Raw genomic sequence first — 13,661 nt, forward strand, 5'->3', positions numbered from 1 at the left:
GGCGCGTATAAAAAACGCGTAAACAGGGCGTGTTTAGCCCGGAAATCACGCGGCGGCGGCGTCGAGAATCGCGTGAACGATGGGGCCGAGCGCGCTTGCGCGTGCGGCATCGCCGTTGGTATCGGCAGCGACGACGGCCGTCGTCAGCCACAGCGCACTGTAAAAATGCATCGCGCGGCGCGCTTCGCCCTGCGGCTGCCATCGATCGATGAGCGCGGCACCATAGGCGCGCGCAGCCTCGCTCTCCTGCACCGCCAGTTGCGCGAGCGTGTTACCGACCGCGAGCAGCGGATCGCCATAACAGGCGAAGTCCAGGTCGATCAGGCCACTCAATTGATCGCGATCGACGATGACGTTTTTCGTCGTCACATCGTCGAGAAAGCAGACCGGCTGGACCGACTGGAAATACGGTTCCAGATCGCGTCGCAAACCGCGCAGACGCACCCGCAGCAGATTGAGCGGCGTGGGCGGCTCGTCGAGCGGTTCTTCGACGGGACGCCCGAACATATCGCTCCAGCTTTTGCCCAGCGCCGGCCGCCCGATCGGCGCCCAGCCGAAGCCCTGTCCACGCGGCAACGCCGCCACACGTTGCTGACAGGCCGCCACCTTGTCGGCAAGCGCAGCGGCATGCGCGGCCTGCATCTGCGGCAGTTCGAAGGCGAGATCGCGCCCCGGCAGCCAGTTCATCACGACATATGACCCGCCCGACGACGCCCCGCCCGACGCCAGCACTGACTGAACCGGCACACCCAGTTCGCGCAGCGCGTTGAGGTTATGCGCGGTGTACGCGAACGCGCCGCGCAGCGGACTCATGCGCAGCACCACGGTCCGTCCGCCAGCCAGATCGACGCGAAAAACGACATTGCCGCTTTGCGACAAGGTTTGCTTTTCGAGCGACACCGCTTCGGCCTGCATCGCAGTCCGAATGATTATTTGCGCTTGTGCGAGCGCGCTGGATTCTTCGGCCGCTTGCGCAGTGGGCGCACTCGCGGCCGGAAGCGCTTCGAGCGGGCACGACGCTGGATTAATCGACATGAAAGAAAGCCCCCGATTTCATTGTGTAATCGGCACTGCCGCCGAATTGCGACGCAGTGTAGGGAGCCATCTTTTGGATCGGCTTTCGGTTGAAATTACATGTATTACCCGCCGTGACGATGCACCGCCGATGCTCGCTCAAGCATTACGGAACATTTCGTAGCGTTACCATTTATGAGAAGGCTGACGCATTCTGGTAAGGATCAGGCCTTCTTTACAGGCATATTCTTTCCTTACGAAAGTTTTATTAAGCCAGTGCGTGCACGGAGAAAGGGAATCTGGAAATAAGAAAGGCGCGCATGACTAGCATGCGCGCCCTGTTTTATTCCACCTTGAAATGGATCGATTTACGGCGTCAAGATCGTCGACCCCGTGGTGCGACGCGCTTCCAGATCGGCATGCGCCTCTCCCACGTCCTTGAGCGCATAACGCTGGTTGATCGAGGTCTTCACCTTGCCCGATGCAATCACCTCGAACAGTTCCGCCGTCATCGCTTCGTAGTCGCTGCGTTTGGCGATGTACGAGAACAGCGTCGGGCGCGTGAAGAACAGCGAGCCGCGCGAAGAGAATTCCGACGAGTCGATCGGCGGCAACGGACCCGACGCATTGCCAAAGCTCACGAACATACCCAGCGGCGCGAGGCAGTCGAGCGACTTCACATACGTATCCTTGCCGATCGAGTCGTACACCACCGGCACGCCCGCGCCATTCGTGATCTCGCGCACGCGCGCGGTGAAGTCCTCGCGCGTGTAGACGATCGGGTGATCGCAGCCGTGCGCCCTGGCGATTTCAGCCTTTTCATCGGAGCCCACCGTGCCGATGACCGTCGCGCCCAGCGCCTTGGCCCACTGGCACACGATCAGGCCCACGCCACCCGCGGCCGCCTGGATCAGGATCGTGTCGCCAGCCTTCACGCGATACGTGCGGCGCAGCAGATATTGCGCGGTGAGACCCTGGAGCATGACGGACGCGGCCTGCTCGTCGCTGATCGTATCGGGCAGACGGATCACCTGGTCGGCGCGCAGCACGCGCTCCTGCGCGTAAGCGCCGGGCGGGCGGCCCACATAGGCCACGCGCTCGCCTGCTTTCACGCCCGTCACCCCCGGGCCAACCGCCACCACGTCGCCCGCCGCTTCCATGCCGAGCCCGGCGGGCAGCTGCTGCGGATACAGCCCGGAGCGGAAATATACGTCGATGTAGTTGAGGCCGCACGCGCTCTGCTTCACGCGGATTTCGCCCTCGCCCGGCTCGCCCACTTCGACATCGACCCATTGCATTACTTCGGGGCCGCCAGTTCGGTCGTATCGGATTGCCTTGGTCATCATGTCTCCAGTCAAGAGATGGTCAGCGCCTGCGCACGCCGCACTCAGATCACGTCTTTCATCCGCAGCGTGAGCGCGTCGAGAATCATGCGCGCGGTGGAAATGTTGGTCGCACACGGCACGTCGTGCACGTCGCAGGCGCGCACGAGCGCGTTGATATCGGGTTCGTGAGGCTGCGGCGTCATGGGGTCGCGCAGGAAAATCACCACGTCGACATTGCCTTCGGCCAGGCGCGCGCCGATCTGCAGATCGCCGCCATGCGGGCCGGAGAGAAACCGTTCGACTTGCAGGCCGTGCGCGGCAGCGATACGGCCGCCCGTCGTGCCGGTCGCGAGCAGGACGCAGCGGCGCAACGTATCGACGTATTCGCCCGTCAGTTTGACGATGTCGTCTTTCTTGTGATCGTGCGCGATCAGTGCGACGCGGGTAAGCATGGGTTCGGCTCCTGGCTGTGTTTATCCGATTGGACGAGTCGTGCGCATCCTCGCACGTCAGAAGGTGCCCGGATAGGCGCCGCCGTCGATGAGCCAGTTCTGCCCCGTGATATAGCCCGCGTGGACGCTGCACAGGAACGCGCAGGCGCGGCCGAACTCGTCCGGCGTGCCGAAGCGCCCGGCCGGAATCGCCTTCATGCGGCGCGCGCGCACTTCTTCCAGCGACAGATCGCTCTTGCCAGCCTGGGCGGCGATCGTGGTCTTGATGCGATCGGTGTCGAACACGCCCGGCAGCAGGTTGTTGATCGTCACGCCCGTGCTCGCCACCTGGCGCGCCACGCCCGCGACGAAACCCGTAAGGCCCGAGCGCGCGCCATTCGACAGACCCAGCACGTCGATGGGCGCCTTCACAGAAGAACTGGTGATATTGACGATGCGCCCGAACCCGCGCGCGGTCATATCGTCGATCACGGCCTGGATCAGCGCGATCGGCGTGAGCATGTTGGCGTCGAGCGCGGCGAGCCACTGCTCGCGCGTGAAGCTGCGGAAGTCGCCCGGCGGCGGGCCGCCCGCATTGTTCACCAGAATATCCGGCGACGGACACGCCGCCAGCGCCTGGGCGCGCCCCGCTTCCGTGGTGATGTCGCAGGCCACGGCCTTGACCTCGACGCCGGTGCTCGCGCGGATCTGCGCGGCGGTTTCTTCGAGCGTGCTTTGCGTGCGCGCCACGATCGTCACGTTGACGCCTTCGGCGGCCAGCGCCTCGGCGCAGCCGCGCCCCAATCCTTTGCTGGCCGCGCACACCAGCGCGGTGCGTCCTGCGATACCCATGTCCATGGAGATCTTCCTCGTCGCTTGACTGCGGTTCTTGAATTCGATATCGGCGTCGGTCTGGCGGCGTCGCCCACCCCGCCCGATTTTTGCGATTCTAGAAGAATCGGCCAAAGCGCGTAGGGCGCGCCCCAGGAAGCCACTGCCCGCCGTTCCTGGATCAGTTCGTGGGTCGGTTCGCGCCGGCTTCCCGTATACTTGCGGCTGTAGCGCGGCCCGGCGCTGCCGCGAGCCGCCCCGGACTCCCCGTCCGACCCGCCTGCCGCGCGGCGGGCCCGCCCGAATCCCCCGATATCTCTTGCAGCCTTGTGCGCCCCGCCATGAAACAGGACAGCCGTTTTCCGAATCTCTTCATCCTCGATCACCCGCTGATCCAGCACAAGCTCACCCATATGCGCGACAAGGACACGTCCACGCGCACGTTCCGCGAGCTGCTGCGCGAGATCACCCTGCTGATGGGTTATGAAATCACGCGCGATCTGCCGGTCGCGTCGCGCCGCGTGCAGACGCCGCTCGTCGAAGTCGACGCGCCCGTGATTGCCGGCAAGAAGCTCGCCATCGTGCCGGTGCTGCGCGCGGGCGTGGGCATGTCGGACGGCCTGCTGGAGCTGGTGCCGTCGGCGCGCGTGGGCCACATCGGCGTGTATCGCGCCGACGACCACCGCCCAGTCGAATACCTGGTGCGCCTGCCGGACCTGGAAGACCGCACCTTCATCCTGTGCGATCCGATGGTCGCCACCGGCTACTCGGCTGCGCACGCCATCGACGTACTCAAGCAGCGCGGCGTGCCGGGCGATCGCATCCTGTTCCTCGCGCTGGTGGCCGCGCCCGAAGGCGTGGAGGTGTTCCAGAAGGCGCATCCGGACGTCAAGCTGTACGTGGCTTCGCTGGATTCGCATCTGGACAGCCACGCGTACATCATCCCGGGTCTGGGCGACGCGGGCGACCGCCTGTTCGGCACCAAGAACTGAGCTTTTCGGGGCTTAACAGGGCCAAACGGCCCCGGCGCGCGTGGATTGCCTGGGCCGAATGGCGAATCCGCGCGCAATCTCCCGGACCGCCGCAGCCGCGCAGGTGCGGCGTGATAAAATTCAGGTCCACCTGACGGTCGCGACGGCTAAAGCGCTACAACCCGGCTACAACCCAGGCTGCAACCGGGACGGCGGTCCGCGCCCAGAGCGCGCGAGCGCCCCGAGCCGCCCTCGCACACCGGGCGCGCAGGTCCTCCCGCGCTGCGAAGCACTGCGCAACGCACGGCGCACCGGCCCCAGGCGGACAGACACTCGAAGACATTGAGGCCGCATGGCGCGCGAAGCGCACCGTGCCGCGCCCTGTCATCGTGACTTGAGCACTGCGGCTTCGACACTGCAGCAACGACAATTGCACCATGCACGCAAGTAGCGTGCGACGGAGAAAGGTATGGCGGGTCATTCGAAATGGGCCAACATCAAGCACAAGAAAGCCGCTGCTGACGCGAAGCGCGGCAAGATCTGGACGCGCCTGATCAAGGAAATCCAGGTGGCGGCGCGCATGGGCGGGGGCGATATCGACACCAACCCGCGTCTGCGTCTGGCCGTCGACAAGGCTTATGACGCCAACATGCCCAAGGACAACATCAACCGCGCGATCCAGCGCGGCGTGGGCGGCGTCGATGGCGCGAACTACGAAGAAATCCGCTACGAAGGCTACGGCATCGGCGGCGCGGCTGTGATCGTCGACACCATGACGGACAACCGCACCCGCACGGTCGCGGAAGTGCGTCACGCGTTCTCGAAGTTCGGCGGCAATATGGGCACGGACGGCTCGGTTGCATTCATGTTCGATCACGTCGGCCAGTTCGTGTTCGCGCCGGGCACCCCGGAAGACGACCTCATGAACGCCGCGCTGGAAGCGGGCGCTGAAGACGTCGTGACCAACGAAGACGGCTCGATCGAAGTGGTCTGCCCGCCGTTCGAGTTCCAGAAGGTCAAGGACGCGCTCGAAGCCGCCGGCTTCAAGGCCGAAATGGCCGAAGTCACGATGAAGCCGCAGACCGAAGTCGAATTCACGGGCGACGACGCCGTGAAGATGCAGAAGCTGCTGGACGCGCTCGAAAACCTGGACGACGTCCAGGAGGTCTACACCAACGCGTCGATCGCCGACGAATAACGGCATCGGCGCGGCGCCGCGGCACGTTTCACGCCGCCGCGCGCCCCTCGCTTTTCACGGCTGACGCATCGTGCGTCAGCCGCAACTGTTTCTGGTTCTGGTCTTTCGGGGATTCTCATGAAGTTACTCGTCGTCGGTTCTGGCGGCCGCGAACATGCACTGGCGTGGAAACTCGCCCAGGCGCAACGCGTGCAGCTCGTCTACGTCGCACCGGGCAACGGCGGCACCGCGCAGGACGAGCGGCTGCGTAACGTCGATATCACGGACATCAACGAGCTCGCCGATTTCGCCGAGCGCGAACAGGTGGCCTTCACCGTGGTCGGCCCGGAAGCGCCGCTCGCAGCGGGCATCGTCAACGTGTTCCGTTCGCGCGGCCTGAAGGTGTTCGGCCCCACGAAGGAAGCCGCGCAGCTCGAAAGCTCGAAGGATTTCGCCAAGGCGTTCATGAAGCGCCACAACATCCCGACCGCCGCCTACGAGACGTTCTCGGACGCCGCCGCCGCGCACGCCTACGTCGACACGCACGGCGCGCCGATCGTCATCAAGGCTGACGGCCTGGCTGCGGGTAAGGGCGTAGTGGTGGCGATGTCGCTGGAAGAAGCGCATCAGGCGATCGATTCGATGCTGGCCGACAACAAGCTCGGCGACGCCGGCGCCCGTGTCGTGATCGAGGAATTCCTCGCGGGCGAAGAAGCGAGCTTCATCGTCATGGTCGACGGCAAGCACGTGCTGGCGCTGGCGTCGAGCCAGGACCACAAGCGTCTGCAGGACGCCGATCAGGGCCCGAACACGGGCGGCATGGGCGCCTACTCGCCCGCGCCCATCGTCACGCCGCAGCTGCACGCACGCGTGATGCGCGAAATCATCCTGCCGACGGTCGCGGGCATGGAGAAGGAAGGCATCCGCTTCACGGGCTTCCTGTACGCCGGTCTGATGATCGACGCGCAAGGCAACCCCAAGACGCTCGAATTCAACTGCCGCATGGGCGACCCGGAAACTCAGCCGATCATGGCGCGCCTGAAGGGCGACTTCTCGAAGGTGTTCGAGCACGCCATCGCCGGCACGCTCGACCAGGTCGAACTGGAATGGGACCGCCGCACGGCGCTGGGCGTGGTGCTGGCCGCGCACAACTATCCGGAAACGCCGCGCAAGGGCGACCGCATCAGCGACATCCCGGCGGAAACGGCCGATTCGGTCACCTTCCATGCGGGCACGCAGTTCGTCGACGGCAAGCTCGTGACCTCGGGCGGCCGTGTGCTGTGCGTGGTCGGTCTGGCCGATTCGGTGCGCAGCGCGCAGAACGTGGCGTATGAAACGGTGAACCGCATCTCGTTCGATGGCATGCAGTATCGCCACGATATCGGCTACCGCGCCGCGGGACGCAAGCAGTAAGTGTGACGGGTGCTGGCTCGCGGCTTGTGTCGCGGGCCAGCACCCGGCTCGCGGTGTGCCCATGCGGCTTGATGTTGCCGCCTGAATACCGCAGGACGCATGGGCACGCCGCGCGGTTGGGCTGATCTCCGTGATCGGCAACCCCGCGAACTCTCGAACGCCATCCGGCCCCAACAGGCGGCCGGAACGCCGCTCCAGGGCCGCACAAGGGGCTAAACCCGCGCAGATCGGCGTAAACTTCAGCAGAACGGATACTTTTTCGGTATCCGAACGCCGACAAAACCGCGCCACGCGCGGACTGCATTCCGAATCCGAAGCATTTCTGGCGCCGCACTGGCTTCAAGCCTCGCGCGTCCCTTTCATCGATGACCGAAACGATTCAATCCGGCGCGACGCCCGACGGCGCGACGCATGACAGCACTGCAGTGCGCAGCTGGCTTTCCGGCCTGCAGACGCGCATCGCCGACGCGCTCGGCGAATTCGACGGCACGCCTTTCGCGACCGACGTCTGGCAACGCGCGCCCGGCGAAAAGCTGCGCGGCGGCGGCTGCACGCGCATCCTCGAAAACGGCCAGTTCTTCGAGCGCGGCGGCATCGGCTTCTCGGACGTTCAGGGCGACGCCCTGCCGCCCTCGGCCACCGCCGCCCGTCCCGAGCTGGTCGGGCGCGGTTTCGAGGCGATGGGCGTGTCGCTCGTCATGCATCCGCGCAACCCGTTCTGCCCGACCGTGCACATGAACGTGCGCCTCCTGATGGCCACCAAGGCCGGCGAAGCGCCGGTGTTCTGGTTCGGCGGCGGCATGGATCTGACGCCCTACTACGGCTTCGAGGAAGACGCGCAGCATTTCCATCGCGTGTGCCGCGACGCGCTCGCGCCTTACGGCGACACGCTCTACCCGCGCTTCAAGCGCTGGTGCGACGAATACTTCTTCCTCAAGCACCGCAACGAAGCGCGCGGCGTCGGCGGCATCTTCTACGACGATTACGCCGATGGCGGCTTCGACCAGGCGTTCGCCATGATGCGCAGCGTCGGCGACGGCTTCCTGAAGGCCTATCTGCCGATCATCGAAAAGCGCCGCGTCACGCCCTATGGCGAAGCGGAGCGCGAATTCCAGGCGTACCGGCGCGGCCGCTACGTCGAATTCAACCTCGTCTGGGATCGCGGCACGCACTTCGGTCTGCAAAGCGGCGGGCGCACGGAATCCATCCTCATGTCGATGCCGCCGGGCGCGAGCTGGCGCTACGACTGGCAGCCGCAGGCAGGCACGCCGGAAGCGCGTCTTTACAGCGACTTCCTGCCGGTGCGCGACTGGATCTGACACCGTGACGACTTCGACAGTCATTCCGGCCTCGCAGGCGCCTGCCGCGCTTGAACGCCGTGTCGGCCTGCTCGGCGGCACCTTCGATCCGATCCACGACGGCCATCTCGCGCTCGCAAGCCATTTCGCGCGCGTGCTCGATCTGACCGAAGTGATCCTGCTGCCCGCCGGCCAGCCCTGGCAGAAGCCAGGCGTGAGCCCGGCCGCGCATCGCCTCGCGATGACGCGTCTGGCCGCCGCCACGCTCGACCTGCCGGGCGTGACGATCACCGTCGACGCCGACGAGATCGAGCACGACGGCCCCACCTACACGGTGGAAACGCTGCGTCGCTGGCGCGCAAAAAGCGCAAGCAACGCAAACGCCGCGCTCACGCTGCTGATGGGTGCGGATCAGCTGCTGCATCTGGATTCGTGGCACGAATGGCGCGAGCTGTTCGCGCTGGCGCATCTGGGCGTGGCGAGCCGTCCCGGTTTCGATTTCGCGGCGCTGCCGCCCGAAGTGGGCACGGCGGTTGCCGCACGCCGCGCCGACGCCGCCACGCTCGCGGCCACGCGCTGCGGCCATCTGCTGATCGACGAGACGCTTGCGCTCGATGTCTCGGCGACGGAAATCCGGCACGCGATTGGAACGAACAACGCGCCCGATAAAAACGGCGCGCAAACAACGACACCCGGCGGCCTGGCCGCCGGGAAGGTCCCCGCAACCGTGTGGGACTATATTCATCAACATCATCTGTACAGGCACCACGGGTAAATATGGACATCCGCAAACTTCAACGCACCATCGTCGACGCTCTGGAAGACGTCAAGGCGCAAGACATCCGCGTCTTCAACACGAGCCATCTGACCGAACTGTTCGACCGCGTGGTCGTCGCAAGCGGCACCTCGAACCGTCAGACCAAGGCGCTCGCCAATAGCGTGCGCGAAGCGGTCAAGGAAGCCGGCGGCGACATCGTCAGCACGGAAGGCGAAGACATCGGCGAATGGGTGCTGGTCGATTGCGGCGACGCGGTCGTGCACATCCTGCAACCGGCGCTGCGCCAGTACTACAACCTCGAAGAAATCTGGGGCGACAAGCCGGTGCGCCTGAAGCTGGCGGCCAACACGGGCTTCGTGGGCGCGCGTCCGAGCGAGCCGATGGACGAGGAAGACGAGGACGACGCTCCGGTCGCGGCCAAGAAGCCCGCCCGCAAGACGGCTGCGCGCAAGACCGCCAAGTAAGCGCCGCACTTTCGCACTGCCTGGCATATGAAACTGCACATCGTCGCCGTCGGCCACAAGATGCCGGACTGGATCGCCGAAGGCTTCGAGGAGTACACGAAGCGCATGCCGCCCGAGCTGCGCATCGAGTTGCGCGAAGTGAAGCCCGAGCAGCGCTCGTCGGGCCGGTCCGCCGAAAGCGTGATGGCCGCCGAGCGCACGCGCATTGAAGCGGCCTTGCCGAAGAACGCGCGCATCGTCGCGCTCGATGAACGCGGCAAGGACTGGACCACGATGCAGCTCGCCCAGGCGCTGCCCGGCTGGCAGCAGGACGGGCGCGACGTGGCCTTCCTGATCGGCGGCGCGGACGGGCTCGACCCGCAGCTCAAGGCGCGCGCCGACACGCTGCTGCGCCTGTCCTCCCTCACCCTGCCGCATGCGATGGTGCGCGTGCTGCTCGCCGAGCAGCTTTACCGCGCCTGGACCATCACGCAGAATCACCCCTATCATCGCGTTTAAGCGCGCCTGAAGCACGTAGCGGGCCATGCACGCCGCATCGCGGTGCGCACGGCCGGTACGCGCACGTCCAGGCGCTGATCCGAACTCCGTCTTCTCTGACGTCACTACGCCCGATGAACCATTCCGCGACTTATCCGTTCGTCTATCTGGCATCGCAAAGCCCGCGCCGCCAGGAACTGCTGCAGCAGCTCGGCGTGCGTTTCGAGCTGCTGCTGCCGCGTCCCGACGAAGACGCTGAAGCGCTCGAAGCGGTGCTGCCCGGCGAGACCGCCGCCGTCTACGTCGAGCGCGTATGCGCCGCCAAGGCCGACGCCGCGCGCGCCCGGCTGGTGGCGGGCGCGCATGCCCACGCGCCGATCCTCACCGCCGATACGACCGTGAGCATCGACGGCCACATCCTCGGCAAGCCGCACGACGCCGCCGACGCCTACGCGATGCTCGAACGCCTCGTCGGGCGCGAACACGAAGTGCTCACCGCCGTGGCCGTGGTCAACGCCGAAGGCGTGTGCCTGCCAGTGGCGGTGTCGCGCTCGCACGTGCGCTTCGCACCCGCCCTGCCCGCCGCCATCGCCCACTATGTGGCCAGCAAGGAGCCGTTCGGCAAGGCCGGCGCCTACGGCATCCAGGGCCGCGCCGCCGAATTCATCGAGCGAATCGACGGTTCCTATTCGGGTATCATGGGTTTGCCGCTTTTCGAAACAGCCGCCCTCCTGCGCGCCGCGGGCATCGACTTCTAAAACCAATCATGAATGAAGAAATCCTGATCAACGTCACGCCTCAGGAGACGCGTGTCGCGTTGGTCCAGCAAGGCGCAGTACAGGAGCTTCACGTCGAGCGCACGCTGTCGCGCGGACGCGTCGGCAACGTCTATCTCGGCAAGGTCGTGCGCGTGCTGCCGGGCATGCAGTCCGCGTTCATCGACATCGGTCTGGAGCGCGCCGCCTTCCTGCACGTGGCCGATATCTGGCATCCGCGCCTCGCGGGCGAACCGCATACGAGCGCCCATCATCAGCCGATCGAAAAGACCGTTTTCGAAGGCCAGACGCTGATGGTGCAGGTCGTGAAAGATCCGATCGGCACCAAGGGCGCGCGCCTGTCGACGCAGGTGAGCATCGCGGGCCGCACGCTCGTGTATCTGCCGCAGGAACCGCATATCGGCATCTCGCAGAAGATCGAGAGCGAGGCCGAACGCGAAGCCGTGCGCGCGCGTCTGACCGCCGTGCTGCCCGCCGATGAAAAAGGCGGCTACATCGTGCGCACGATCGCCGAAGACGCGACCAGCGAAGAGCTTGGCGCCGACGTGGCCTATCTGCGCAAGACGTGGGCGACCATCCTCGCGCAGGCGCAGCGCCTGCCCGCGACCAGCCTGCTCTACCAGGACCTGAACCTGGGCCAGCGCGTGCTGCGCGACTTCGTCAACGACGAGACCACGCGCATTCAGGTCGATTCGCGCGAGACGTTCCAGAAGCTCAGCGAATTCGCCACCGAATTCACGCCGGCCGTGCAGCCCAAGCTGCATCACTACACCGGCGAGCGTCCGCTCTTCGACCTCTACAACATCGAGGCCGAAATCCAGCGCGCGCTGTCACGTCGTGTGGATCTGAAGTCGGGCGGTTACCTGGTCATCGACCAGACCGAGGCGATGACGACGATCGACGTGAACACGGGCGGCTACGTGGGCGCGCGCAATTTCGACGATACGATCTTCAAGACCAATCTCGAAGCGGCGCATACGATCGCGCGCCAGTTGCGCCTGCGCAATCTGGGCGGCGTGATCATCATCGACTTCATCGACATGGAGAACATCGAGCATCGCGATCAGGTGCTCGGCGAGCTGAAGAAGGCGCTGTCGCGCGATCGCACGCGTGTGACGGTGAACGGCTTCTCGCAGCTCGGTCTGGTGGAGATGACGCGCAAGCGCACGCGCGAATCGCTCGCGCATGTGCTGTGCGAGCCGTGCCCGACGTGTCTGGGCAAGGGGCAGGTGAAGACGTCGCGTACGGTGTGCTATGACGTGCTGCGCGAGATTCTGCGCGAGTCGCGCCAGTTCAATCCGCGTGAGTTCCGCGTGGTGGCGTCGCAGCAGGTGATCGACCTGTTCCTTGAAGAGGAATCGCAGCACCTGGCGATGTTGATCGACTTTATCGGCAAGCCGGTTTCGCTACAGGTGGAGTCGAATTTGAGTCAGGAGCAGTATGACATTGTGTTGATGTAACGCACCTGGCATCACCCGCCTCACCGGAGCACCGCAGTTGAATCACCAGCGCGTCACCCTGTCCCAGCTCGGCGAATTCGACGAAGTCGTCGATGTGCGCACGCCGCTCGAATACGCCGAGGATCACATCCCCGGCGCGATCAACGCCCCCGTTCTGAGCAACGAAGAGCGCGTACTCGTCGGCACGCTCTACAAGCAGTCGCCGTTCGACGCAACGCGCGTGGGCGCGGCCATCGCCGCGCGCAATATCGCGCTGCATCTGGACACCACCTTCGCCGACCGGCCGCGCAACTGGCGCCCGCTCATCTACTGCTGGCGCGGCGGCAAGCGCTCGGGCTCGATGACGGCCATGTTCAACATGATCGGCTGGCGCGCGCGGCAACTGGAAGGTGGCTACAAGTCATATCGACATAGCGTGCTCGAAGCCCTGGACACGCTGCCTGCGCAGTTCCGCTTCATCGTGCTCACCGGTCCGACGGGCAGCGGCAAGACACGTCTGCTGCATGCGCTAAGCGGTGCCGGTGCGCAAGCACTCGATCTGGAGGCGCTCGCCGCGCATCGCGGCTCGCTGCTCGGCGCGATGCCCTCGCGCGCACAGCCTCCGCAGAAGGCCTTCGACACCTCGCTCATGCAGGCGCTGCGGGGATTCGATCCGGCTCAGCCGGTTTTCATCGAGGCCGAGAGCCGGCGCATCGGCGCGATCACTCTGCCGATTGCGCTGGTCGATGGTCTGCACGGCGCGCCGTGCGTCGTGGTGGACGTCGCACGCGACGAACGCGTCGCGCTGCTGCTGGAGGAGTACGGCCATCTGCTCAACGAGCGCGAATACTTTCGCGAGCAGTTGCTCAAGCTCACGCCGCTGCATGGACGCGAGCGCATCGCGGCGTGGTGCCAGTTGCTCGACGAGGACCGCCGCGCCGAGTTGTCCGAGGCGCTCGTCACGCAGCATTACGATCCGGCCTATACGCGCAGCACGCGCAAGCACTTCGGGGCGCTCGCCCGCGCGCCGCACTTCACGTTCCATCCGATGTCAGCGGATCCCGTCGAGGAAGCGCGTTCACTGCTTGCGCAACTCGAGAGCCACGCCGCGCACGCCAGCGTTTCCAACAGCCCATAGCGCAACGAAAAACACATCGGAAAACGCAGCGAAGCGCGCACCGAAACGCGCACCGCACATGCACGAAGGCCGCCAGCAACAACGCCCGGCGGCCTTCAGGAAAAAGCGCCCGGACACCCATTCCGTGTC

At 65.5% G+C, this 13,661-nt stretch carries 14 protein-coding genes; 10 read left to right on the top strand and 4 right to left on the bottom strand.

Going from position 1 to position 13,661, the window contains the following annotated elements; all coding sequences use genetic code 11:
• Positions 1 to 45 precede the first annotated feature (45 nt).
• The 4 genes from F3J17_RS33425 to F3J17_RS33440 all read right to left on the bottom strand — a co-directional run bounded on the left by F3J17_RS33425 (position 46) and on the right by F3J17_RS33440 (position 3,628).
• Entirely contained in the window at positions 46 to 1,035 is a 990-nt protein-coding gene (locus F3J17_RS33425; RefSeq protein ID WP_167069704.1) for a phosphotransferase, read from the bottom strand.
• Positions 1,036 to 1,382: 347 nt separating this feature from the next.
• The gene (locus F3J17_RS33430; RefSeq protein ID WP_167069706.1) at positions 1,383 to 2,357 is read right to left on the bottom strand and encodes a quinone oxidoreductase; all 975 of its coding nucleotides are present in this window, start codon (positions 2,355 to 2,357) and stop codon (positions 1,383 to 1,385) included.
• Between the two features lie 44 nt (positions 2,358 to 2,401).
• Entirely contained in the window at positions 2,402 to 2,791 is a 390-nt protein-coding gene (locus F3J17_RS33435; RefSeq protein ID WP_167069708.1) for a methylglyoxal synthase, read from the bottom strand.
• Between the two features lie 57 nt (positions 2,792 to 2,848).
• On the bottom strand, positions 2,849 to 3,628 hold the full coding sequence (locus F3J17_RS33440) for an SDR family oxidoreductase (RefSeq protein ID WP_167069710.1): 780 nt from the start codon (positions 3,626 to 3,628) through the stop codon (positions 2,849 to 2,851).
• A 314-nt stretch (positions 3,629 to 3,942) separates the two neighbouring features.
• On the opposite strand from F3J17_RS33440, the gene upp reads away from it, so the two are divergent.
• From upp to mnmH, 10 genes are all read left to right on the top strand, one after another.
• Positions 3,943 to 4,593, top strand: coding sequence for a uracil phosphoribosyltransferase (upp, locus tag F3J17_RS33445; protein WP_167069712.1), 651 nt, complete (start codon positions 3,943 to 3,945; stop codon positions 4,591 to 4,593).
• Positions 4,594 to 5,041: 448 nt separating this feature from the next.
• A complete protein-coding gene (locus F3J17_RS33450) occupies positions 5,042 to 5,770 on the top strand; it encodes a YebC/PmpR family DNA-binding transcriptional regulator (protein WP_167069714.1) in 729 nt (242 codons plus the stop codon).
• A gap of 117 nt (positions 5,771 to 5,887) precedes the next feature.
• Positions 5,888 to 7,162 (top strand): phosphoribosylamine--glycine ligase, encoded by a 1,275-nt coding sequence (gene purD / locus F3J17_RS33455; RefSeq protein ID WP_167069716.1) that lies wholly within the window; start codon positions 5,888 to 5,890, stop codon positions 7,160 to 7,162.
• Positions 7,163 to 7,527: 365 nt separating this feature from the next.
• The gene (hemF, locus tag F3J17_RS36390; protein WP_240161246.1) at positions 7,528 to 8,481 is read left to right on the top strand and encodes an oxygen-dependent coproporphyrinogen oxidase; all 954 of its coding nucleotides are present in this window, start codon (positions 7,528 to 7,530) and stop codon (positions 8,479 to 8,481) included.
• Between the two features lie 67 nt (positions 8,482 to 8,548).
• Complete coding sequence (locus F3J17_RS33460) at positions 8,549 to 9,235, top strand: nicotinate-nucleotide adenylyltransferase (RefSeq protein WP_240161247.1); 687 nt, start codon at positions 8,549 to 8,551, stop codon at positions 9,233 to 9,235.
• A 2-nt stretch (positions 9,236 to 9,237) separates the two neighbouring features.
• Positions 9,238 to 9,702 carry a ribosome silencing factor gene (gene rsfS / locus F3J17_RS33465; protein ID WP_167069720.1) on the top strand — a complete coding sequence of 155 codons (465 nt, stop codon included), beginning with the start codon at positions 9,238 to 9,240 and terminating at the stop codon, positions 9,700 to 9,702.
• 27 nt (positions 9,703 to 9,729) lie between these two features.
• Complete coding sequence (gene rlmH / locus F3J17_RS33470) at positions 9,730 to 10,200, top strand: 23S rRNA (pseudouridine(1915)-N(3))-methyltransferase RlmH (protein ID WP_103701478.1); 471 nt, start codon at positions 9,730 to 9,732, stop codon at positions 10,198 to 10,200.
• Positions 10,201 to 10,313: 113 nt separating this feature from the next.
• Positions 10,314 to 10,937 carry a Maf family protein gene (locus tag F3J17_RS33475; RefSeq protein WP_167069722.1) on the top strand — a complete coding sequence of 208 codons (624 nt, stop codon included), beginning with the start codon at positions 10,314 to 10,316 and terminating at the stop codon, positions 10,935 to 10,937.
• An 8-nt stretch (positions 10,938 to 10,945) separates the two neighbouring features.
• Positions 10,946 to 12,415 carry a ribonuclease G gene (gene rng, locus F3J17_RS33480; RefSeq protein ID WP_167069724.1) on the top strand — a complete coding sequence of 490 codons (1,470 nt, stop codon included), beginning with the start codon at positions 10,946 to 10,948 and terminating at the stop codon, positions 12,413 to 12,415.
• A 37-nt stretch (positions 12,416 to 12,452) separates the two neighbouring features.
• A complete protein-coding gene (gene mnmH, locus F3J17_RS33485; RefSeq protein ID WP_167069726.1) occupies positions 12,453 to 13,532 on the top strand; it encodes a tRNA 2-selenouridine(34) synthase MnmH in 1,080 nt (359 codons plus the stop codon).
• Positions 13,533 to 13,661 lie beyond the last annotated feature (129 nt).

It is taken from the genome of Burkholderia sp. Ax-1719 (assembly GCF_011753055.1).
Classification (GTDB): Bacteria; Pseudomonadota; Gammaproteobacteria; order Burkholderiales; family Burkholderiaceae; genus Paraburkholderia.

Coding starts and splice junctions, on each gene's coding strand:
- F3J17_RS33435 (WP_167069708.1), bottom strand. CDS start 2,791: ATGCTTACCCGCGTCGCACTGATCGCGCACGATCACAAGAAAGACGAC.
- F3J17_RS33425 (WP_167069704.1), bottom strand. CDS start 1,035: ATGTCGATTAATCCAGCGTCGTGCCCGCTCGAAGCGCTTCCGGCCGCG.
- rlmH (WP_103701478.1), top strand. CDS start 9,730: ATGAAACTGCACATCGTCGCCGTCGGCCACAAGATGCCGGACTGGATC.
- upp (WP_167069712.1), top strand. CDS start 3,943: ATGAAACAGGACAGCCGTTTTCCGAATCTCTTCATCCTCGATCACCCG.
- F3J17_RS33440 (WP_167069710.1), bottom strand. CDS start 3,628: ATGGACATGGGTATCGCAGGACGCACCGCGCTGGTGTGCGCGGCCAGC.
- rsfS (WP_167069720.1), top strand. CDS start 9,238: ATGGACATCCGCAAACTTCAACGCACCATCGTCGACGCTCTGGAAGAC.
- hemF (WP_240161246.1), top strand. CDS start 7,528: ATGACCGAAACGATTCAATCCGGCGCGACGCCCGACGGCGCGACGCAT.
- F3J17_RS33475 (WP_167069722.1), top strand. CDS start 10,314: ATGAACCATTCCGCGACTTATCCGTTCGTCTATCTGGCATCGCAAAGC.
- F3J17_RS33450 (WP_167069714.1), top strand. CDS start 5,042: ATGGCGGGTCATTCGAAATGGGCCAACATCAAGCACAAGAAAGCCGCT.
- F3J17_RS33430 (WP_167069706.1), bottom strand. CDS start 2,357: ATGACCAAGGCAATCCGATACGACCGAACTGGCGGCCCCGAAGTAATG.
- rng (WP_167069724.1), top strand. CDS start 10,946: ATGAATGAAGAAATCCTGATCAACGTCACGCCTCAGGAGACGCGTGTC.
- purD (WP_167069716.1), top strand. CDS start 5,888: ATGAAGTTACTCGTCGTCGGTTCTGGCGGCCGCGAACATGCACTGGCG.